This window comes from Acinetobacter sp. WA-87 (assembly GCF_039938935.1).
Lineage (GTDB): Bacteria > Pseudomonadota > Gammaproteobacteria > Pseudomonadales > Moraxellaceae > Acinetobacter > Acinetobacter seifertii.
Map to the genome: position 1 here is coordinate 1 of NZ_JBDUVF010000008.1, position 23,813 is coordinate 23,813.

Genomic DNA, 23,813 nt, shown 5'->3' on the forward strand with positions numbered 1-23,813 from the left:
CTTTTATACAGGTTATGGTGTTTATGTCGGCTATAACCAGATCAAATACAGTGATAACTCGTATAAGTTACTGTCTGCCAACTTAAGCGGAAGTTTGAACAAGAACTGGGGCTTTTATAGTTCAGCTTATAAAGACTATGAAAACCATAAGGACTATGGCATTTACTTTGCACTTCGCTATACACCATCTACCAGAGTTAATGCAATTTCTAGCGTATCTAGTGATAGTGGCAGATTGACTTATCGGCAAGAAGTATTTGTTCTATCGGAACCGCAAATTGGTTCATTTGGATGGGGTGGTTATGTTGAACGGGATCAAGATGCATATGCTAACAATGCATCGGTCTATGGCTCTTATCGAGCACGGGCTGCGTACTTGACAGGTCGCTATAACAGAATTGGAGATAATGACCAAGTTGCACTTTCAGCGACAGGATCTTTAGTTGCAGCAGCAGGCCGTATATTTGCGGCCAATGAAATTGGAGATGGTTATGCTGTTGTCACCAATGCCGGACCGCAAAGCCAAATTTTAAATGGTGGGATAAATCTAGGAACAACGGACAAGTCTGGAAGGTTTCTTATACCAAGCCTTATGCCGTATAGAGAGAACCATATTTATTTGGATCCATCATATCTGCCTTTAAATTGGAATGTTAAATCTACAGATCAAAAAACAGTAGTAGGCTATCGCCAAGGGACTTTAGTCGACTTTGGTGCTCATCAGGTTATTTCAGGTTTAGTGAGAGTGGTTGATAAAAACAACTCACCATTATTACCGGGTTATAGCGTTCGAATTAATGGGCAACAAGATGCTGTAGTGGGCTATGACGGTGAAGTATTTGTTCCCAACCTATTACAACAAAACAAACTTGAAGTAGATCTTCTTGATCATGGTTCATGCCAAGTTGACTTCACTTATAACAGTAATCAGTACTCAACTAAGAAATTGGGACCTTATATATGTCATTAAATATTATGAATAAGGCTCAAATAGAGAGCTATAAAAAAATTTTCTTATCTTTAAAATACTTTATAGGTATTTGCTTATTTTATCTCGTTTATGCATTTTTCAGTCCAACGCATGCTGCTTGTACGGTAGCTGGAACCACAAATAATACGTTTATTTACACAGCAGCAAATATTAATAGTGATGCAACTGTAAACTTTTCGGGAACAATTACTTGCACGAATGGAGGAATAATTCAGATCTCTCCATTTATGTGTATGAAGACAGTATTTACAGGAACAACCAGTGCGAATAATAGCGTATCTTTACCGTATACAGTCACTGCAACTGTAGGTGGAGCCGGTTCCTCTACCACTAACCAAACTTCCAATGTTTGGTATGGTCCAGTGGTAACTGTCGCTTCAAACAATGTTCTTAGCTATTCGGTAAATGTGAAAGTACCCGCCCAAACGGGATCGCTCATTGCATATCCTCAAGGAACCTATACAACTACGGTTCAACTCTTTTGGGATATGGACATTCTAGCGGCGTTATGTTTAGGGGATGTCATTAGTTGGAGTTCTGGAAATGTAACTTTGACAGCAAACTTTGTAGTGCCGACGCTTTGCCAATTAAACTCAACTTCAACTGTCGATTTTGGCAATATTAATGATATTGGTATTACTAAACGTGACTACACGACTCAAGGTGCTGTAAATACGACCTGTAACTCTGGAACCCCATATACGATTTATTTAGGGGATGGCAATAACCGTATAAGCGGAGGGTTCAGGCGTATGGCCAATAGTAATAATGAGTTTATTCCCTATCAGTTATATAAAGATTCTAACTATAGTTCGGTGTGGGATGCTACAGGTGGGGTAGCTAGTATTGGTGGAGCAGGTGGAGTGTCTGGCACTGGATCAGGTAACGCTCAAACTACAACCGTTTATGGAAAAATTCCGCAGGGTACTACCATTGCAAGTAGGCCAGGTGCTTACTCCGATAATGTTGTTGTTACAGTGACTTATTAATTATTTCAGGCACTATTTCTTTAAAAGAGATAGTGCTTTATTAATTATAAGATTTAGTTTTTTTAATTATTAGGAAGTAAGAAGTATGCCATTTATCGGATTTAGTTAAATTATTTATGTATTTATATATACTAAACGTTCAAATATAAAAAAGGATAATGACGTGAAAAAGATAATTTTAGCAACAATAGTAGGTGTTTCGGGTATGAATAACTCTTTTGCTGAGTGTACGTATAACTTTGATGCTAGTGTACAAGATTTAAAAACTTTAGAAGCATCATTGAATTCACCTACAGGGTTGCAACGTTATATAGAGCAAGTCTCTAATATAAATAATGCAAACCAATCAGGTTATGATCTTATACGCTATTACTCAGATAAAAACGTCGACATATATTTAACATCTAAAAAATATACCCAATTTAAAACTCAATATCATACAAAAACACCCGATAACGTTATTTTAGTAGATAAACCTATTGCTAGTTCAGATATCTTTGTACAGGAATTTATTTTTGATGTTAGCAACTTACAGGTCAATCTTGGGGCTGCCTCTCAAATGTACGAGTACGGTTTTTTAATTACGGGTTCTTCACAGAACAAAATTGAGTTAGCTTTAAATATAGCTTTTACTAAAGGTAATAATTATTCTGGTGTTATGAATGGTGATTCGATTAATGTGCTTGGTGTGACTAATAAATCAGATGGTACTGGGTATCTAGCACCTTTAAGTGCTGCTAGAAATACTAATCCCGTAGAAGTTCCAGCTGATGGAAAAGTTAGAGTAGGTATTTATGTAAATCAAAATACTAAACAGGTGGGTTATATAGTTAATGGTACTAACTATGGTTATCTCAATATTACTATGGAAAATAAATTAAGCTATATGAGCTTCACAGGGGTAATTAATCAAAACCATTTTGCCAACTCTGCCTTAACTGGGAAAACGGTAGGACTTCAATTGATTACAGATAAATCAAAAATGCAGTTTACTTACCCAACAGGGGCAAAAGATATTTGTGGTGTTGCTTTATAAGAAAAATATCAAAGCTATGTATCTTATTTTTGTGGTACATAGCTTTGCAAAAGTCTATAAATTAAAAGATAACGTAAATACTCAAAGCTCTTTTTAATCATAATAAAAATCAAATAATTCTTAGTTTTCGAAACTTGACCGTCATCAAAAATGGTTTGACTTAAAAAGGTATTCTGTATATTTATTTGTTAGTTCCAAAATAGAACTAGTCAGTAAAACAGGCAATTAAAAATAAAGGTGAATAAATGTCGGATATTATTTTGCACCAATGGGAAATTTCTCCTTTTTGTCAAAAAGTTGCAAGGGCTTTGAAACTTAAGGGAATTCTATTTAATACAGTGAACTATAACGGCATTCTTGGAGCGAAAGTTCCTTTGCTGAGTAAAGTGGGTAAAGTCCCCGTTATTGATGATAAAGGACAACGTATACAAGACAGTACGCGTATTGCTCGTTATTTAGATGAAGCCTATCCAGATACACCGCGACTTTATCCCGAAGATCCAAATCAGAAGGCACTTGCCGAACTGTGGGAAGACTGGGCAGATGAGTCTCTTTATTTTTATGAAGTGTATTTAAGGGTAAATGACTCGGAGGCTTTAGAGGAAGCCATCCGTATTAGTAGCATTGGGCGCCCAGCGTATGAAAAGCCAATGGTAAAAGCTTTTATTTTAGCCGAATTAAAAACACAGCTTTTCTTTCAGGGTTTAGGCCGAATGAAAGCCGAAGATGTTGAAGCAGAGTTTATTAAACATCTAGACCGTATTGAGCAGGTGTTATCACAAAGTGAATGGTTGGTTGGAGATCACCAGACGATTGCAGACATTGCTGTAGTTGCTCAACTTGGTGAAGTCGTTCGAACAAGTAAAAAGTTTAGTAAAGAAATTTTGAATCGTCCGTTTATTGCTTTATGGTATAAAAAACAAACAGGGTGAAACGACTATGTCATTAGAACCACCGAGTAAAACACGAGATTGTGCAGTTATTATTGGTGTCGGAGCTTCACAGGGGATTGGTGCAGCCGTTTGTCATCGTTTTGCAAAAGAAGGATTAAAAGTTTACGTTGCTGGGCGAACTTTCCAGAAAATTGAAGCAGTCGCTGCCGAAATTCATACAAAAGGCGGTGAGGCTACCGCATTTCGTTTAGATGCTGAAGATATACATCAAGTACAAGCCTTGTTTGACACCATTACTAGTCAAAACGAACGTATTACTGCTGTTATTCATAATGTAGGAGGAAATATTCCCTCAATTTTTTTACGTAGTCCACTCTCATTTTTCAATCAAATGTGGCAATCCACATTTTTATCGGCTTATTTGGTTTCTCAAAGCAGTTTAAGAATTTTTAAAGAACAAAAACACGGTACGCTTATTTTTACTGGGGCGAGTGCTTCATTACGTGGAAAACCCTTTTTCGCTGCTTTTACGATGGACAAATCTGCTTTACGAGCTTATGCATTAAATCTAGCTCAACTATATAAAACTCAAGGCATTCATATTGCGCATGTCATTATTGATGGAATGGTTGATGGGGATAGAGTGAATAAAGCTTTATTTGGTCTAGGCCGTTTAGCACGCCTTACACGTGGGACGGGTGGGCTTAATCTTAATGCAATAGCAGAAAACTATTGGATGCTTTACCTACAAAGTCCTGAACTCTGGACACACGAGTTAGATTTACGCCCATACCAAGAAAAATTTTGAGAGACTTATATGCTAAAAACAATATTTCAGAAGTTTCAAAAAAAGCAGGGCTGTGTAGTGGTTGCAGGCCATGATATAGAACTAGCTGATCAAAGTTTTGTAATTTTAGATAAACACAGCCAATCTCCATTACACGTTTATCAAGTCGTACATGATTCAATTGTTCAGAACATACAAGTTAGCTCTGTAAATGATGGCATAACAAGTGTTCGCTTAAACTTGGTAAATACTAAGCATTTAAAAAGTCTGCTGAAATATATAACAGAGCATCGCCATACCATTGAGTTATGTGTCTTTCAGCCAAATTTTTCATCTGCGCCAAATATTGAATCTTTATCTTTAGAAGAAATTGAGCACAGTTGGCAGACTACAGGTTTAAGTGCAGTGAGCGTGTCGCAATTAGTGCTTAAACCGATGCTAAAGCAGCAAAGAGGTACAGTTATTTTTCTTGGAGCACCATCTCACAATTCACCTCACCACGATGTATTAAGCCAAAGTATGTTTGCGGGTATTCGTGCGTTATCGCAATCATTGGCAAGAGAGTTTCAGCCCAAAGGCATACATGTGACGTATTGCATGGTAGAAAAATGGGATGGACAAAACCCGCACTTTATTTCATCTGTAAAACAAGTGTGCCAGCACATCTATTACCAATCTGACTCTGCATGGAGCCAAGAACTTAGCATATCGTGAGATTTTACTTTCGAGTGTTCTTAAAATAGAGTACTGCTTTGGAATGACAGCACAACAATAATTTCGATAGGTACTTAAATGTTAAATATTAAGAACGCTCAACAAACGGTTAAAGTAGCGACTACAGTGGCAGCTTTGATGTGTTTTTCTTCATTGGCACAAGCATATCAATATGATCAAACCGCGCGTTTAGTTAACGAGCGCTTATCTTATATGAAAGATGTCGCAGGCTATAAAGCAGAGCAGCATTTACCGATTGAAGATTTAGCTCAAGAAAAGAAAGTACTTGACCAATCACTTTCTGAGGCCGAGTCTTTTGGACTGAATAGCGAAACGGTAAAGCCGTTTATAGTGACACAAATGAATGTAGCCAAAGCTATTCAGTACCGATATAGAGCAGATTGGTTGTCTAGCCCTGAAACCAACTGGAAGCCTCAGGACTTAAGCGAAGTGCGTTTAAAAATTAGTTCTTTAAACACCGAACTTTTAAAAAATATTGCCTATGAACTCAAGAAAAATAATAACAAGGCACCGCATGGCTGTAGCTATATGTGGCCAGTTCAGCACCCTCAGCTAAAAGAAGCCGATAAGAAGGCTTTATGTGCAACATTGAATAAAATCAAATTAAAACAATGAAGCACCTAAAGTGGCTTATATAAGTCAATTATTCAATCAACATTAAGTCGGCAGTATTAGCAGATTTAAGTGGTCGTAAAGCAAAGGTTGAACGTGTATGCCGGATACCTTTAATCGAATAAAGCTTTTTACGTAAAAAGCGTTCGTAATGTTCGGCATCTTTTACGGCCACTTTCACCAAGTAATCATAGTCACCCGTAACTAAATGCGCCTCGACCACTTCAGGAATATCTGCCAAAGCTTCACTAAAGTTTTCTAGCATTTCGTCGTCGTGGCGTTCTAGCGTAATTTCAATAAAGAATAACTCGTGAATGCCAATGGCTTTTGGGTTTACGTTTACCGTATAGCCTTCAATAATTTTTAGAGTTTCTAAACGTTTGAGCCGAGTCCAGCAGGGCGAGGATGAAAGCCCAACTTCTTCGGCGAGGTGTGCAACTGTTAATCGGCCATTTCCACGAAGGGCAGATAATATTTTCCGATCTATGCGATCTAGTGTGTATTCTGTGCTGTTCAAAATATAAACCAAAGAAGATTCTTCTGTTAATTTTTAATATACGTGATTTTTATGCTGATATCATTTAAAAAAACTGAAAATACAGTCAACATTTTAAGTGAGACAGCCATACACTATTTCTATGCATCGGACTCTACTGGATAGGAGTTGTGATGGAGCAAAGAGCACTGTTTCAGTAAGGGTGACTAAACAGTGCTCTTTGCGGATCTAATAAGAACTATTACTCTGACCAAAATTGAACGTTTACTTAATTTAATTAAGCTATCAAAACTATTAGACACTCACTCTCTAAATTTGTATTTATTTTTATTCAATACCAACGACAGTTGTGATGTAACCTGTTGTTAAGATTATGATTAAACCCAATGCCATTTCAAATAAAATGGCATAGCCCAACTGGTTTGCAAATTTTGGATGCTGTAAATGAGGGGTGAAATACCATTTATTAAAGGCTGCTAGTAATAAAATAGATAGTACAAAGAGCAGTTTTATAGTGAACCCATGCCCATAAGGGGTATGAAGCAATATATTTAAATTTTTAAGTAATAGTAGGGCAATACTTACACCACAGAGAAGTAAAACTCCGACAATAACACCTGCAATTCTTCCAAATAAGTGCATACTTTCTTTTAGCGGTAAACCATTTATTATTCTGCTTGTTTTCCATAAGGGATAGAGTGAGCCCATCCATAAAGACATCGCAAATACATGTATTGAAAGTAAAGCTTGAGCAAATAAGGATAAATTTGTGATATGACCTAATTGAGAGAAACTTAAAATAATTGGGATGAGTAAGAGAGCGAAAATTGTTCCTTCAATTTTAGAAATTTGGTAAGTACGACTGTTTAATTTTACTAGCATAAAGATGAATAAAAGCAGAAAACTAAGTGATCGAATGATATGAGCATGCCCAATAGGGGTATTTATGAGTATGTTGATATAGTTACTATTCCACATACCAGCTAGACCCGTATTAGCAAAACTTCCTATAAGAATGAAGAAACCTAAAACACTAGAGACAAGCCCTAAACTTGTACCAATCGCGATATATTTAATAATAATGCGTTTCAGTTCCTCATAGTGACCAAGCAATAAATAACAAAAGGTACCCCCAATAACAAATGAAACACCCAGATATAAAAAGACCTTAATTAACCAAGTAGCATATATCCAAGTTTCAGAAATCATATTTCGCTCCTTCACTTTATCAGCATGCTATTGAGCTAATAGCATGCTGATTCTTAATTTTTATTTTTTGATTTATTTGATAGTGAAAGTATATTCGCCACTCATGTTGTGACCATCAGAACCCATTGTGCTCCAAGCTACCGTATATTTTCCTTTCTTAAGTTGAGGTACAGCAAATTTAAATGATTTTTTTAAATCATGACTTACTTGGTAATTTAAAGGGATATCTGTACGTTGAGCATCAAGCAACTTAACGTTCATTAACATCACTTCACCAGCAAAGTTGAGTGTTATATTTTTAGGCTGGTTGACTATAGAAGCATTAATACCGGGTATTGCGCTTTCAAGTTTCACATGTGCAAATACATTCGACGCAGAAACAAGCATAGTTGCTCCTACTAAAACATTGCGTAGAGCAGTCATTTTATTATAAACAAGCTTCATTTTTCATCCTCTTAGAACTAATATTTGACTGGATTGTGACCGAATTAAAATCAAGGACGTACTTGATTAATCACACTTTTGATACGTCTATTATTCAGCATAAAAAGAATCACGTTGATGACTTCAAAATTACATTTTTGTCATTTTAAAAACTGATAATTTATTATGAACAAAGACTTTTTCAGAGTTAGTCATCTTGTTTAATTAGATGATTTGAAGAAATATCTGAAAGTAAAAATACTCTTAACTTTTAAAGATAATTTTAAAAATGATATGTCCATCATCATAGTTGGCTTGTATGGTCGCTCCATGTACATCAAGAATAGATTTGGCAATTGCTAGACCTAAACCTGTACCTTCCTCAACTCGCTGTCTTGATGTATCTGTACGATAAAAACGATCAAATAATCGAGTGAGTTGTTCTTGTGATAGGGGGGGACTTTCATTTTCAATTGTGAGTTCAATTTGGTCATTATTTTGTTGGCATTTAATTTTGATGACTGAATCTGATTTACCATATTTGATTGCATTTGATAAAAGATTGCTAAACGCACGACGTAACATTGAAGGATCACCTTTAACATAACCTTGACCTGTTTGTTCTAGTGACATTCCCTTTTCAGTAGCAATCGCATCATAAAAATCAAATAATCCCGAGATTTCTTTAAATAGATTTACTTCCTGTAAGTTTGCAATATGTAAGCCATGTTCTGCTTTGGCAAGAAACAGCATATCGGAAACCATTCGGGCTAAACGTTCAAACTCTTCCAAATTTGAAAATAGAATTTCCTGATAGGTGGTGATATCTCGACTACGCGATAAACAAACCTGAGTTTGAGTCATCAAGTTATTAATCGGTGTTCTAATTTCATGCGCAAGATCAGATGAAAAATCCGAGAGTTTACCTACCGCTGTTTCTAGTCGGTCTAACATATCGTTAAATGCAATAGCTAACGATTTCAATTCAGTTGGTGTTTTATTGACATCTAATCTTTCAGAAAGATGTTGAGCCGAAATACCTTCTGCAACCTTTGCCATATTTTGAACTGGGCGTAGGCCTCGCCAAGCAGCAAACCAACCTAACAGCATTAAACAAATTGTACCGATTACACCAATCGATAAAAGCTGACGTCTAAAATCATTCAAGAAATGTATGTGTTCAGATGTATCAATACCTACAATAATTTGAGCCGATGGAATAGCGCTATTTTGATCGAAAGATTTTTTATAAACTAAGCCATGATAAATTTTATTTTGGACTTTCCATTCAAGCCACTGTCCATGTTTAGATTTGATTAGTGTTTTACTTTTAATCACGGTAGGCGATGAGCTAAAAATAATTTGGCCCGTGGGGCGTTCAATCTGTACGATTAAATCATGATGTCCTACTAAGGCATCTTTTAAATATAAATTTAGTTCAGATGAATTGCGATAATTTTGCTCAAGTAAGTTTTCTACAAGTTGAATTTTACCTTCTAATTGAGTTCTATCTTGCGTTTCGAAGTGGTGCATGACGAGTTGATGAATCACTAATCCCATAATCATTAAGATAATAATGGTAGAAAAAGAAAAAAGAATTGCAATACGAAAACTGATCGCATTAAACAGTTTGTTAGGCATCTTCAACCTCTAAAACATAACCCATTCCACGTATGTTCTGGATTAGCTTTGGACTGAAATTACTATCAATTTTATTTCTTAAGCGTTTAATCGCGACTTCGACCACATTGGTATCACTATCGAAATTCATATCCCATATTTGAGATGCAATAAGAGCACGAGGTAAGATTTCTCCACGTCTACGCATGAATAATTCCATCAATGCAAACTCTTTAGCTGTTAAGTCAATACGTTGACCCGCTCGAGTGACGCGGCGCTTGCGTAAATCAAGCTCAAGATCAGCAATGCTAATAATATTGCTGTCTTCTTTTTGCTGGCCCCGACGGAGTAGGCTTTTTACACGGGCTAGTAGCTCCGCGAAAGCAAAAGGTTTTACTAAATAGTCATCGGCACCTAATTCTAGACCTTTCACTCGGTCTTCAATTTGATCACGTGCTGAAAGAAAAAGAATGGGCATGGTTTTCCCGCTTTTTCGGATATCGTTAATGATGTTCCAACCATCTAACTTCGGTAACATCACATCCAGAATAATCAAGTCATATTCTTCTACAAGCGCTTGATGTTTACCTGATAATCCATCAGTTACCCAATCGGTAATATATCCAGCTTCAGATAAACCTTGTTTAAGGTAATCACCTGTTTTTATTTCATCTTCAACCAATAAGATTCTCATTTATAAAAATCTCATATCATTCATTGAGAATATAATAACGTTATAAACACATGATTCGGCGTAGATTACAAAAATGTCATTTTCAGGTCACCTAGATGTCCGTTGGAAGCCTATAGGGTATTTAGATAAAGTTAATTTTTGGATCTAAAAATGAAAACTCTATTTCGTCGTAGTTTAACAACGCTTATGTGTGTTGGCACTTTAATCGCTGGAACTCAGTCTTGGGCAGGAGATGCTAAGCAAGCAGTGGATGTGGATGCGGAAATCAAGACAAATTTGAAGGCACAAGAAAAATGCACAAAACCTTGTAGTATGAAGAATGATGGAAAAATGCAGCAAGACCATACGCAGCATGAGCATGGCAATATGGCAGATATGTCTCAAATGGATCATTCTAAAATGAGTGAAATGGACCATTCACAGATGATGAATATGGATCACTCTAAAATGATGAACATGTCGAATAAATAAAAGAGTAAAGAGCACTGTTTCAGTAAGGGTGACTAAACAGTGCTCTTTGCGGATCTTATAAAAATTTAAATATGCGTATTTTTTGCTTCGAAAATTGCTTTAAAAACAACTTTCACATATATCTTAATTTTATTTAAAAAATCTATTTGCATGTCTATCGCATACTCTTTCAAAAGACTAAATGCACTGATTTAATGAAGTTAATTCTCATTTTTATTTTATAACTATTCTTATATAGCTTTATAATCTCTTTTATTAAGCTTAATAGAATGCCTAGCTAACTAGAATAAATATTTAATTGAACTAATAAAGATAATTATAAAAACTTATATCACTTATTCATTAAACTTAATTCCATAATTTTAATAAGGTGATGAAATATTCAAAAGATAAGAGTATTTATCTAACTTTCTTATTATTAATAGACACTTATAAACAATTATTATTTAATACACCCGCAACATTGCCACTTATACTTTTAATAATTTTATCGGGGAAATAATGCGTAATTTTTTAGTAACAGTTTTCACTTTATTGGTAGGAACATCAGCTTATGCCGAACAAGAGCCTAAAACTTATATACAGCGAACAACTTGCGAGAGAGCAGTACAACTACATGGTTTTTTAAGCCGTGCTCAACTTGATTGTAATTATCACTATACTTCACAAGAATTAGTTCATGAAGCCGACAAATGTACCAAACATGAACTAGGTGAAAAGTATGGTAGAGAAGTTATGAGATTAGGTATGGACCAATTTGAAGCACGCAAACGTGAAGATATGAAAGGCCAATTATGTAGTACGGTTTTAAAAGAGTTTCCAAACTATATTAGAAAATAAAATGGAATCTTAAAAAACCTCTGTAGGCAAGCCGATAAAATGGATTTTATGATTCATTTTATCGGTGTATCACTTCATATAACTATCAGTTAAATCAGAAAATAATTATTAAGAATCTAATCAATATAAAAATTAGCTAATTGGGGATCTATTGATGATCATATTTTAGTTTTGATTTTAATTATAATAATAGACTTAACATTTCTTTCCTGATTACAGATGTTCGTTGCTATGTATTACAGAATTAAAAATATATCTTAAAATACAAAAAGCCCGCTATTAGACGGGCTTAATGTAACAGCTATTCCAACGACGGGAGTCTCACAAGAAAAACTCGATCCACTGATCCGCATAGGTCGCTGTCACCTTCATAATTATTTTAGAAAATAGTGGGATTTCTGTCAATATGTAGCTGCATATATATTTCTAATTAAAATAGTATCAGAGCAAATTTTTTTCATCATATTTGCTCTTTCATTTGATGAAGTTTGTTTTTCTAGTGTCTAACTCCATGTTAGATATTTTTATAATCTTCTGTATGTTTAAGAACAATTGCTATTAATCAAATTTTCTTGAATTGACTCATATGTCTAAAACATCAATTTTTAGCCTAATAAGCATCAAGTAATAATTGTAAATTTTTTATAATGAATAGATTTTTATCAATAATTATTATTTAATACGTGCATCACATTATCAATAATACTTTTTAATAACTTCATTGGGGAAATAATGCGGAATTTTTTAATTATGGTTTTTACTGTTTTCTTAGGAACATCAGTTTATGCAATGCAACCTAAAAATGGGGAAGAACCAACATACTGCGAGCAAGTTGTAGCTTTACACGGTTTTTTAAGCCGCGCGCAATATGACTGTAATTATCGGTATTATTCAAAAGAATTCATGCGAGATGTCAAAAAAATGTACGATTCATGAGCTAGGTAATGAGTATGCTGAAGAGGTTTTAAAATTTGGTATTAGTCAATTCGAAGAGCGTGAGGATGAAACCCCTAAAGCTCAATTATGCAAAGAAATTTTAAAAGACTTTCCAAATTATGTTAAAAAATAAGATGGAATTTGAATAAAACTATTAAATTAGCATTTAAGCCGATAAAATGAATAATGAAATATATTTCCATTTTATCGGTGTATCACTATCAATTAAATCAGAAAATAATTATTAAGAATCTACTCAATATAAAAAATAGCTAATTGGGGATCTATTAATGATCATATTTTAATTGTCGGAATTAGTCGAAGATGAAAGGTGTTCTTTTAACTCTAATTTAAAATTTTCCCATAATGTTTCAGGCTCTAATTGTGAGTAACCTAGAAATGCCACATCTAGTTGACTCTCATATGATCGAATTAACAAACCTAGTTCTGCATTTTCTAAATAATGAATCAGGTAATGAGTATTTTGAAAGAAAGAATCTATCTGGTCTTTATAATTCCAAGTATTTAAGTGCTTAAAAATATAATTTTCTAAAACTTTCCTTGTTATTTCATCTACCGAAGTTTCACTAAATTCACTTTTTTCTGTGAGTCTGAAATATTGTAATATTTGCTCAGTGTTTGATAAAAAACAGATGTCTAAAGCTAGCTCATTTGTTGGATCATTTTCTAATGCATGCACGGCCCAGTTCAGAATCTCTTCAGGTGTAATTAATTTTAGATCTAGCTCCATTTTTAATTGAAATTTATAACTATTAGACATTTATTTAACCTAAATTTATTACATGATATTTAGAGAAGGTAAGAGCAGCATCTTTCAATATGTGGTCATATTTAAAAAACTTAGATAAAACCTTCACTCCATTTTTTGTCTAATTCTTTTAAATCATTATATGCTTTTTCAAATTCGCTCAATGGAAAACTTAATTGAGGAACAGAAGTCGAGGTTTCCCAGACTACGGATGTCACCACATCATGAATATGGTTAAATGCGTAACCAAAACGAGCCCATACGACTTGATCTGCTGAAACAATTTGTTCAACCATAACCACATTGCACACTAGATCTAAATCATCAGGGCAAATTAAGATTGGAACCACTGTTGAAATAGATACATTTTCATAAGCTTGTGGTTTAAGAAGTTTCCATGCATTACTTAATGCTAACTCACTATCATAATCATATAACCAACCTTGCGCTGGAACTAAATCATTCATGTCGTCAATAACGCGCGCATTTTGATGCATCCATATATTTAATGGAACATTATCAATTGCGAGAATAGGAAATGGTTTTAAATTGCCATTTGCATCTTTAATGCATCCCTCAATTGGGTGTTCACGTAAAAGAGTAGCTGAGATCGTATTCATATTTATAAGTTAATGTGCGTTAAGCAAATATAATATATTCTATTCAATAGATTAACGAATCTAATCTAATGAAAAACAAAAAATTATTTATCCATTTTCTAGCCAATATCACATTGACACCCCAAATCTCTCCGATTATCCTTTGCCTGCTGGTCTACATTGCCAGTCGATTTTGACAGATCGATTTAACACACAAGACATCAAAAAGTTCTCTTTTTGGTGGCGAACTCGTTCGTCCCCCTTCGTAGCGGTAGGGCGAGGGAGGGACGCCTTGTGCGTGCTGATTCTTGTGTGTCAGTCTGTCAACCTTCTCTCGTTCTACCACCATAATCATTTGACAGTGATCTGGTAGAACTTCTTTACACACAAGGAGTCCGCTAATGCGTACTATTTCTTCTCATTTATTGGCCTTTGCCAAAATCTCTCTGTTCATACCATTTCAACATCCTATAAATCGGTTTAATCGACTCTAGGTTTTCTGCACCTTAAGAATCGTTACAACTCAAAAATCATAGCAACAATAAACCTGAGATAGGCGAGCACACCTTAATTGTGCCGCTTTTACACGCCTGTTTTTAGCACTCATTTTAAGAGTGATGGCATTTCTATCTCTTTTATATACAACAAAAAATTATTTTAAACGGTACAAATATGTCACCTTTAGTACTTTCTACACGTGCTTTAAAAGTTGTGAATCATGCAATTCATTTATTCCATCAACACGGATTTCACCTTGTTGGTGTCGACAGAATAGTGAAAGAGTCTGAAATTACAAAAATGACGTTTTATCATTACTTTCAGTCCAAAGCGCGGTTTATCGAAATTTGCCTACTTTTGCAAAAACAACGTCTTCAAGACAAAGTCGTTGCAACGGTGGAATATGACCAAGACTCAAACGTGAGAGACAAACTCAAAACACTGTATGACTTACATACAGACTTAGATGGGCCGTATTACCTGCTATTTAAAGCCATTTTTGAAACTAAAAATATCTACTCCAACGCCTACCAAACTGCCATTAAATATAGAACATGGCTGACCAATGAAATCTATAGCCATCTCAGAGTACTTAATAGGGAGGTCTCATTTCATGATGCCAAATTATTTTTATATATGATCGATGGTGCCATTATTCAGCTTTTAAGCTCAGATATTTCAAATGTGAAAGAACAGTTGTTTGATCGATTTCTAATGTCATTTATTTGAAATTAGAGGCGTGTTAAGAAATGTTAAAAATTGTTTCTAATTATAATTTAAAATATCTAAACTATTTTAAATTGAATCTTTGCATGGAAAGTAATTTATAAGTATTTTTCAATAATAGTAGATCTATTTTTGAATTTTAAAAATTATATAAATAACAGTATATTACATTGTTATTGATATTTGAATTGACCAATAAAATGTATAAGCCTATTTATTGCTTATACATTTTTAAACAGTTGATTTATTGGCTTATTTTTAAAAATTAATGCTTTATAAATGAGGTTTAATATAGCAAAATTAACAAGTCTTTTGATCATGCTAGGGCTAGATTCTATTCTGTTAAATAGAATAAATTTTAATATTTAATTTAAATGTAAAATTAATTATTAATTAAATAGACAGATCTGTACGTGCTTTGTAAAATACCGCTAAATATAATTCAGTCCTATAAAGATGTTGAACAGTATTCATCAAGTTTTAGATAGTTTGGGCATTAGCCCACAGAAACGAGCTATTCATATTCAATTTACGTCTCCGATATTGAATGACCAAGTCTTTCTGCAAAGAATTGATGGCGTACATGCACTTAATGATGGCTTAAAAGCAGAACTTTTATGCCTATCAACCAATGCAACGATTCAACTAAAATCTTTTATTGGTGTTCAGGCCGCTGTAGATATAGTGACGGAGCGAGGTGAATTAACCCGCGTTACAGGCATTATTACTCATGCTCAGCAAGGCCAGTCAGATGGAAGTCTAACTTTATATAAGCTGACCTTAGAAGATCCAACCGCATTATGGAAATATCGCCGCAATTCGCGCGTATTTATGAATAAAAGCGTGGTTGAAATATGGGAAATATTATTTAAAGAGTGGCAAGTTAAAAATCCGCTATTTGCTGCAAGTTTAAGTTTAGATTTAAGCGGTTTAACACAAACTTATGATGTTCGTCCTTTTGCTATGCAACATAATGAAAGTGATTGGGACTTCCTCACACGCTTACTTCGTAGTGAAAATATCAGTTGGCTCATTGATGAAGCTCAGCATATTGTTCCAAGTACAGATACATCTATTCAAGCTCAAAAACTTAAGTTGATTGATGCCAATAGCCAATATCAGCCTTTAGACCGTAAAACGATTCGTTACCACCGTAGTAGTGCGGTCGAACAATACGACAGCATGACTCGCTTAACTGCCGAGCGTTCTCTTCAACCTAACGTTATGCATATACAACGTTGGCAAGCAGAAATATTAGAACAAGAAGAAGGGATTGGAAGCGTTCAAAGTAAGCATCAGCATAGCGAACAATATGACAATGCTACACTTGGCTTAGAGCAAGCTTGGAACTATGCGCCTGCATGGATTGGTGACTTAAAGGGTGAGGATGGTGTAACTAAATCTGGAAATCAACAAGTCGAACGCTTAAACCAGAACCTTCACAATTACTACGAGGCACAGGCGAAACGCTTTATTGCGCAAACGACAGTCCGCGATGCCTATGTGGGTTACTATTTCGAATTAAATGAACACCCAGAAATAGACCAGCATGAAAGCTCAGATAAAAGCTTTTTGATTGTTTCTAAAAACTTCTTTAATCAGAATAATTTACCTAAAGATTTAAATGACCAAATTAATGGTCTATTGGCGCAAAGTAACTGGTCAATACAAAACCCCGAGAACACTGATGAACGCCAAGCGAATCAGCTGATTTTACAACGTCGTCATATTCCAACTACTCCAGCGTATAACCCACAAATTCATAGTCCGGTTACCCATCCACAACGTGCAAAAGTGGTGGGTCCTGAAGGTGAAGAAATCTATGTAGATGAATGGGGACGTATTAAAGTCCGTTTCCTGTTTACCCGTAGTGATGACCATAGCCATGATGGTGGTGCTGGAACCAACAATAATGACACCGATTCTGCTTGGATTGACGTTCTAACGCCGTGGGCTGGAGAAGGTTACGGTGCACGTTTTTTACCGCGTATCGGTGAAATCGTTGTTATTGACTTCTTTAATGGCGATATCGACCGACCATTTGTGATGGGTCGAATTCATGAGGCACAGCGCCAACCAACCAAGTTTGATAACAAAGGTAAGCTTCCTGATACTAAAAAGCTGAGTGGTATCCGTTCCAAAGAAGTGTCGGGTGGTGGTTTTGGACAACTCAGATTTGATGATACACCGGGACAAATTAGTACCCAACTCCAAAGCAGTCATGGTGCAAGCCAGTTAAATCTGGGGAAATTGAGTCATCCTAAAGATAAAGCGGAAAGTGAAGATCGCGGAGAAGGTTTTGAACTGCGTACGGACCAATGGGGAGCTTTACGCGCGGGACAAGGCTTATTGGTATCCACCCATAAACAGGATAATGCCAAAGGCGAACACCTCGATGCCGAAGTTGCGAAAAAGCAACTTGAAGATAGTCAAACCAACAGTAAAGCACTGAGTGACATCGCTAAAAACCAGAAAACCGATGAAATAGAGTCGATTGAACAGTTAAAAGATTTTGCCTCACAAATTCAGCAGCAAATCGCTAAATTTGAAAAAGCTTTACTGCTTTTAAGTTCTCCAGATGGCATAGCTTTGAGTACATCTGAAGATATTCATATCTCGGCTGATGCACAAATTAATCAGATTGCTGGAGACAGCATTAATATAAGTACTCAAAAGAATGTCATCGCACATGCCCAAAATAGGCTCAGTCTCTTTGCTGTGCAAAGTGGACTAAAAGCAGTCGCTGCACAAGGCAAGGTAGAAATACAAGCCCAGTCAGATGCTTTAGATGTGCTTGCTAATAAAGGTATTACCATTTCTTCGACAGAAGATCGGATTGAAATTAGTAGTCCTAAAGAAATTGTAATTACTGGCGCAAGTTCACAAATTACCTTAAATGGTTCAGGAATCTTTCCGAAAACTGGCGGGAAATTTCAGGTCAATGCGGGACAGCATGTGTTCCAAGGCGGCGCATCGGCAAGTGTTCAATCTAGTTTGCCACCACCACCAAAACGTGCACAAGGTGTACTTGAGCTTTTGCACGACTACTCACATGGAGCTTTTGTTAAAGGAGCTGGTTATACCGTAACTGATAATCTGGGTAAAGTCGTTAATGGCAAGCTAGACGATAAAGGTTTTGCTCGTGTTTCAGGTTTGGCAACGGGCTCAGTGAAAGTTCTGTTCGATCCAGACCCTCGTAATCCTTGGGATGAGGCAAGTGATTTTAAACGCAAGGTAGAGTGGCCAAATCAAAATGATGTAGAAGGCAGCATTGGTATTGCATCTGGCAGTAAAGGGTTAACTGAAACATTGAAAAATGACTTTAAAAAGTTGAGCCAACTTGCGAGCAATGTGAAATCTGTACAGCAGAAGATTGAATCGGTTAAAAAAATCAGAGATCAAGGTGCTAAAGCATTATTACCAATGGCGATGGAACAGGTTTTAGGAGGGAGTGATGGATCTAAGTTAAGTCAATCATTTGTTAGTCAAAATAGCTTTATGCCTTCAAGTCAGCAGAGTAATCCACTCAGAAGATTGGCTCAAGCAAGCTCTGACAAAAAAGCAATAACAGAAATCCGATCACCTTTTGAAACGTTTGTATAATTTGAGAAGAACATGTCACAAAATTCAGTGGTTGCTCCTTTAAATACTTTTAGTCCCAAAGATTTAACAGCAAAGAAATCAGCAGTTGATAAATGGTTTAGGGAATATACAAATGGTGTGGTTACAGTTGACCGATTAGAGACAATCTGTAGAAGTGTACCTGTTTTAGGAAGTGCCTTTGCTGTTGGTGATATCATTATTGATATCATAAGTATGCTCAATAAAGGTGTTGATAAAGTTGAGATTTTTGATTGGTTGAATTTAGGAATCGATGTTATTGGATTGGTACCAATGGGACCGGTTGGACCTTCTGTGCGTGGTGCAGCACGGCCAGCATTATTTTATGTAAAGAATGAATCAGAACAAATTATTAAAGCACAAGCAAAAAAATTAGGTAAAAAAACATTAACTTCTCAAGAAGTAAAAAAAGCTTTAAGTACAGGGTTTAAAGACAGCGCAAGTGTATTTTTAACTACCATTATTGCTGAAAATGTAGCGGGGACTTTAGAAAACTTTGCTAAGAAAGGACAGAGTTTACTTAATCAGGTATTAAAAGAAGTTGGTAACTGGATTGTCTTATTAACAAAAACTATTGATGACGGCTTTAAGAAATTAGTCAGCGGCTCTTTAAACGGACTTCCAAACCTTAAGCGAGCGGGTCAACAGTCTTTAGGAGTTATAAAAGGAATATTTGAACTTGACGGAACTCGTATAGTAAATAATGCAAAATATGCTACCGAGAACGTTGCAAAAACTGTAGGTAAAGGGTATGTCAACCTAGCCAATTTGGCAGTCTCCGATGAAGCAAGAGCCAAAGTGTTAGCTTTAGGTGCAAAAATAAGATCTATAGGGCAAGTTGCTCAAGGAAAAGTAAATGGTTTAAGTGACCCGAATACTTTATGGACGATTGGTTGGCTATTTAGCATTATGGGAATGGTTGCTGCAAAACATCGGCAAAAGAAGGCTCAGATTAAGGCTAAAGAAACGACAAAGGCCAATGCAACTCATCCATCGGCTGCGACTGACAAATCAAATAAACAAGCTCATTCAGAGAACAATGCCAATCAGTGTAAAAACTGTATGGGTGGAACTGGTGGTTCAATTACCTTTGCAATGGGTACCGAGTTCTTTACTCATGTTGATGCACAACTTGGTGGAATAATTCAGGATAGTATTGGCCGTACCTATGCTTCAAACCTTTACCAGATGGATGACTCGATATTTGGAGCACGTTGGGTTACTCCATTTACTACAAAAATTTCTCGTAAATTTAAATATAGTCCAAAGAAAAAAGACCATAAAGACTATTTAAATGGGCTTGAATACATTGGTTTAGATGGTCGGGCAATTGATCTGCCTGACCTAAAGAAAGGTCAAAGTATTTATGATCCAATTGAGCAATACACTTATACAGTTTTATCAGACCAGCTTCATTTAATTGCCTATGGTGAAGACGAGAAACGCTATTATGAAAAATACGGTGAGGACTATCGTCTATCCTATATCGAACGTAAAAATGGTTTCAAAGTCGCTTTACGTTATGACCATGTTTCTATCGATAATAAAACAATTTTATCGGATATTTTATTTAAACAGGACGAGAGTTTGCTGGCTCATTTAGCTTTGCAATTAACTCCTCAAGGTTTGGTTTCCGATATTTGGACCATCAAAAATGGCCAATTAGATCGTGTCTTGGCAAGTTATGACTATGATCAACAAGGTGACTTGATCCAGGCAACAAATGAGTTTGCAGCTTCTTATTATTATCAATATACCCATCATTTAATTACACGTTATACAGATCTTACACATCGTGGGATGAACCTAAAATGGGATGGTATTTTACCTACTTCAAAAGCCATTGAAGAATGGGCCGACAATGCTAGTCGTGCTTCAAAGCTGGAGTGGGATAAAGATATCAGAAAAACCACAGTGTTAGATGTTGAAGGGAATAGCACTGAACATTACTACGATATTGATGGTTATACATACCGTATTGTTTATCCTGATAATTTTGAAGAGTGGTTCTTTCGAGATGATGCGAAAAATATAACGCTCCATATTGCTAAAGACGGTTCGAAAACTTCTTACACTTATGATGAGCGCGGTAATGTCTTGACTACAACTCAAGATGATGGTGCGACAAGTTATTTTGAATATGATGAAAAAAATCAACTCACTGGTATGGTTGATGCCGAACAGGGACGTTGGTTTAAGCAATATGATGGTTCTGGAAACCTGATCAAAGAAATTGATCCACTTAAGCATGAAACTGCTTATGCTTACAATGCCATGGGCTTAGTCACTTCTATTACAGATGCTAAAGGTGGAAGTAAGTCACTCAAATATGATGATCAAGGGAATTTAATTAGTTATACAGATTGCTCAGGTAAAGAGACCAAGTGGCAATATGATGAGCGTGGTCGTGTAATCAGCATTGAAAATGCATTAAACCAAAAAGTTGAGTATTTTTATACTGAACTTACTTTAGAAAATCGGGAACCAATTATAAAGGGTTTACCCCTGAATGCTTTTGGTCAACTTGAAAAGATTAAACATGCTGATGGAACAGAAGAACACTTCATTCATGATGCGGAAGGGCGTTTACTGGCACATGTAGATCCTAAACAGAACATCACTCGCTATGAATATGATGAGGCGGGTTTAATTCTGTCTCGTACAGATGCTTTAAACCACAAATTAAAATATAAATGGGATCGATTGGGACGTCTAACCCGACTCATTAATGAAAACGGTGCCAGTTACCAATTCTTCTATGATGTCGCAAGCCGACTCGTTAAAGAAATTGACTTTGATGGTAAAGAAACGGTTTACCATTACGATGAAAATTCGGGCCAACTGGCAACCAGTATTGAAGTCGCATCTGCTTATGGACAAGACCTCAAAGACCGAGTTGCACCGAAAGACCGAATTCAACAATTTATTTTTGACAGTATGGGGCGTTTAGAACAGCGTACTGCGGGCTATGGTCACTATGGTTTAGAACTCGAAGAAAAACAGACTGAAGAATTTGCCTATGATTATATGGGGCGAATCATTCAAGCTAAAAATGCTCAAAGCAATTTACAATGGTTTTATGATGCGGCTGGCAATTTAGTACGGGAACACCAGCAAGATTATAAAATCAATAAAACCGCGGTGTGGAAACACCAATACGACGAAATTAATGATCGAATCAAAACAACTCGTCCAGACGGTCAGATTATTGACTGGTTGACCTATGGTAGCGGTCATGTACAAAGTTTAATAGTGAATGGTCAAGACCTTATTAGCTTTGAGCGTGATGATTTACACCGAGAAATTGCACGTCACTATGCCAACGGAGTGAGTCAAGAACAGCAATATGACTTGGCTGGTCGTTTGAAAAGCCAAATGATGTTGAGTGAACATGAAAATGGCTATCAAAACCAATATAAGCCGCACAACAATGCATTAGAGCAGACCAGTCAACTGGTACAGCGTCTTTATCAATATGACAAAACAGGTGAGCTAACGTCTATTAGAGATACACGCCGTGGCAATATTGCCTATAAGTACGATCCTGTAGGGCGTTTACTTGAAGCGAGCAGTAAACTTGGAAAAGAAACGTTTAACTTTGACCCTGCTAGTAACATTCTAGATTCGTATCATAGTCAGAAGGCTCAAAGCCACTCACAAAAGTTAGATGAAACAGGCTATGGTTATAATCGTTTGGTTAATAATGTAGTTAAAGAATATCTAGATCAACAATACCAATATGATGCTTATGGACAACTCGTAAGACAGAAAACGAGCCAAGGTGATTTAAACCTTGAGTGGGATGTCTATGGCCGTATGGTGAAGAGCCGTAATAGTCAATATACGGCAGAATATCGCTATGATGCTTTAGGTCGCCGTATTCAAAAGCGGAGTAAACATCACCATACAGGTCAAGAGCAGAACATCATTTATGGATGGGATGGCGATACGCTTGCTTATGAGTCTACAGAGGAACTGACTAAGCATTACATCTATGAAAAAGACAGTTTTGTACCGATGCTACAAGCTGCTTATTTAAGTCCAATAGAATTGCATCAAACACCAGATTGGTCAGATAGACCTTATAACATACACCGTGACCCGCTTTGGAAAACTGAAAAACAGGGTAAAGAGTTTGATGATGTATGGTTCTATCACTGTGACCACTTAGGTACGCCGCAGGAAATGACCGACCATACAGGTGCAATTATTTGGAAAGCCGAATATAAAGCATGGGGCGAGTGTAAAACAGAGAAAGCTAAGTCGAATTTCTTCGAAAATAGCGAAATTATTTCAAATAATATCCGTTTCCAAGGACAGTATTTTGATGAAGAGACAGGATTACATTACAATCGTTATCGATATTATTCCCCATATGTAGGTAGGTTTGTCAGTAAAGACCCGATTGGATTGTTGGGTGGTAATAATGTTTATGTATATGCTAAGAACCCGATTACATGGATAGATAGTAAGGGATTATGTAGTACCACCTTAAACAGAAATTTAGGAGGAGTAAAAGGTGATCATTTACAAGCTCATCATATTATTCCTGAAGAAATTTGGGCCAAGCGCAAAGATTTTTTAGATGATATTGGTATTGGCGGAAATAGAGATAAAGCAGAAAATGGCGTTTTAATGCCTGACAGTGAAGCTAAGGCAAAACAAATGAAGCGCCAATTATATCATTGTGGGTCACATCCAATTTATTCTGCAGGTATTAATCAAAAGTTAGGACAAATACAGAGAGAATTTGAAAGTAAGAAAATAACCGCTTCTCAAGCTAGAGATAAAGTGGCAAATTTACAGTCAAGTATGAGACTTGTTTTAATAACACCTGGTACAAAACCAATCAGATTAAGTTAGGATTA

19 protein-coding genes and 1 pseudogene are annotated in these 23,813 nt (G+C 36.0%); 13 read left to right on the top strand and 7 right to left on the bottom strand.

Annotated elements, in window-relative coordinates; translation table 11 throughout:
• The 7 genes from ABFY81_RS17320 to ABFY81_RS17350 all read left to right on the top strand — a co-directional run.
• Positions 1-970 (top strand): fimbria/pilus outer membrane usher protein (locus ABFY81_RS17320; protein ID WP_347914259.1); only part of this gene is annotated, 970 nt, incomplete at its 5' end.
• Positions 961-1,980, top strand: a complete 1,020-nt coding sequence (locus ABFY81_RS17325; RefSeq protein ID WP_347914260.1) for a spore coat U domain-containing protein — start codon at positions 961-963, stop codon at positions 1,978-1,980. The genes ABFY81_RS17320 and ABFY81_RS17325, both read left to right, overlap by 10 nt.
• A gap of 163 nt (positions 1,981-2,143) precedes the next feature.
• Complete coding sequence (locus ABFY81_RS17330; protein ID WP_347914261.1) at positions 2,144-3,016, top strand: DUF4882 family protein; 873 nt, start codon at positions 2,144-2,146, stop codon at positions 3,014-3,016.
• Between the two features lie 245 nt (positions 3,017-3,261).
• A complete protein-coding gene (locus ABFY81_RS17335) occupies positions 3,262-3,948 on the top strand; it encodes a glutathione S-transferase family protein (RefSeq protein ID WP_347914262.1) in 687 nt (228 codons plus the stop codon).
• Positions 3,949-3,955: 7 nt separating this feature from the next.
• A complete protein-coding gene (locus tag ABFY81_RS17340) occupies positions 3,956-4,717 on the top strand; it encodes an SDR family NAD(P)-dependent oxidoreductase (RefSeq protein WP_347914263.1) in 762 nt (253 codons plus the stop codon).
• A gap of 9 nt (positions 4,718-4,726) precedes the next feature.
• Positions 4,727-5,410, top strand: a complete 684-nt coding sequence (locus ABFY81_RS17345; RefSeq protein ID WP_347914264.1) for an SDR family NAD(P)-dependent oxidoreductase — start codon at positions 4,727-4,729, stop codon at positions 5,408-5,410.
• A 78-nt stretch (positions 5,411-5,488) separates the two neighbouring features.
• Entirely contained in the window at positions 5,489-6,046 is a 558-nt protein-coding gene (locus ABFY81_RS17350) for a chorismate mutase (RefSeq protein WP_039254073.1), read from the top strand.
• A gap of 28 nt (positions 6,047-6,074) precedes the next feature.
• Here ABFY81_RS17350 and ABFY81_RS17355 read toward each other — a convergent pair whose 3' ends face one another.
• The 5 genes from ABFY81_RS17355 to ABFY81_RS17375 form a co-directional block, all read right to left on the bottom strand.
• A complete protein-coding gene (locus tag ABFY81_RS17355; protein ID WP_347914265.1) occupies positions 6,075-6,560 on the bottom strand; it encodes an Lrp/AsnC family transcriptional regulator in 486 nt (161 codons plus the stop codon).
• A gap of 306 nt (positions 6,561-6,866) precedes the next feature.
• Positions 6,867-7,748 (bottom strand): CopD family protein, encoded by an 882-nt coding sequence (locus ABFY81_RS17360; protein ID WP_200002337.1) that lies wholly within the window; start codon positions 7,746-7,748, stop codon positions 6,867-6,869.
• Between the two features lie 72 nt (positions 7,749-7,820).
• On the bottom strand, positions 7,821-8,192 hold the full coding sequence (locus tag ABFY81_RS17365) for a copper resistance CopC family protein (RefSeq protein ID WP_134261768.1): 372 nt from the start codon (positions 8,190-8,192) through the stop codon (positions 7,821-7,823).
• Positions 8,193-8,435: 243 nt separating this feature from the next.
• Positions 8,436-9,812: a heavy metal sensor histidine kinase gene (locus ABFY81_RS17370; protein ID WP_347914266.1), complete on the bottom strand. Its 1,377-nt coding sequence runs from the start codon at positions 9,810-9,812 to the stop codon at positions 8,436-8,438.
• Positions 9,805-10,485: a heavy metal response regulator transcription factor gene (locus tag ABFY81_RS17375; RefSeq protein WP_134261766.1), complete on the bottom strand. Its 681-nt coding sequence runs from the start codon at positions 10,483-10,485 to the stop codon at positions 9,805-9,807. Before ABFY81_RS17375 ends, ABFY81_RS17370 begins: the two co-directional genes overlap by 8 nt.
• 150 nt (positions 10,486-10,635) lie before the next feature.
• On the opposite strand from ABFY81_RS17375, the gene ABFY81_RS17380 reads away from it, so the two are divergent.
• The 3 genes and pseudogenes from ABFY81_RS17380 (at position 10,636) to ABFY81_RS17390 (ending at position 12,865) form a co-directional block, all read left to right on the top strand.
• A complete protein-coding gene (locus ABFY81_RS17380; RefSeq protein ID WP_151761280.1) occupies positions 10,636-10,956 on the top strand; it encodes a hypothetical protein in 321 nt (106 codons plus the stop codon).
• 501 nt (positions 10,957-11,457) lie between these two features.
• Entirely contained in the window at positions 11,458-11,796 is a 339-nt protein-coding gene (locus ABFY81_RS17385; protein ID WP_191001454.1) for a hypothetical protein, read from the top strand.
• Positions 11,797-12,528: 732 nt separating this feature from the next.
• Positions 12,529-12,865: pseudogene (locus tag ABFY81_RS17390) on the top strand (hypothetical protein).
• A gap of 168 nt (positions 12,866-13,033) precedes the next feature.
• On the opposite strand, the gene ABFY81_RS17395 reads toward ABFY81_RS17390, so the two are convergent.
• Together ABFY81_RS17395 and ABFY81_RS17400 are read right to left on the bottom strand one after the other, a co-directional pair.
• Positions 13,034-13,513, bottom strand: coding sequence for a hypothetical protein (locus ABFY81_RS17395; protein WP_347914267.1), 480 nt, complete (start codon positions 13,511-13,513; stop codon positions 13,034-13,036).
• Positions 13,514-13,593: 80 nt separating this feature from the next.
• Positions 13,594-14,121, bottom strand: a complete 528-nt coding sequence (locus tag ABFY81_RS17400) for a hypothetical protein (protein ID WP_347914268.1) — start codon at positions 14,119-14,121, stop codon at positions 13,594-13,596.
• Between the two features lie 651 nt (positions 14,122-14,772).
• Between ABFY81_RS17400 and ABFY81_RS17405 the strand changes: the two genes are divergently transcribed.
• The 3 genes from ABFY81_RS17405 (at position 14,773) to ABFY81_RS17415 (ending at position 23,808) form a co-directional block, all read left to right on the top strand.
• The gene (locus ABFY81_RS17405) at positions 14,773-15,327 is read left to right on the top strand and encodes a helix-turn-helix domain-containing protein (protein ID WP_347914269.1); all 555 of its coding nucleotides are present in this window, start codon (positions 14,773-14,775) and stop codon (positions 15,325-15,327) included.
• Between the two features lie 453 nt (positions 15,328-15,780).
• The gene (locus ABFY81_RS17410) at positions 15,781-18,927 is read left to right on the top strand and encodes a type VI secretion system Vgr family protein (RefSeq protein ID WP_347914270.1); all 3,147 of its coding nucleotides are present in this window, start codon (positions 15,781-15,783) and stop codon (positions 18,925-18,927) included.
• Between the two features lie 12 nt (positions 18,928-18,939).
• Complete coding sequence (locus ABFY81_RS17415) at positions 18,940-23,808, top strand: RHS repeat-associated core domain-containing protein (protein WP_347914271.1); 4,869 nt, start codon at positions 18,940-18,942, stop codon at positions 23,806-23,808.
• Positions 23,809-23,813: the final 5 nt, after the last annotated feature.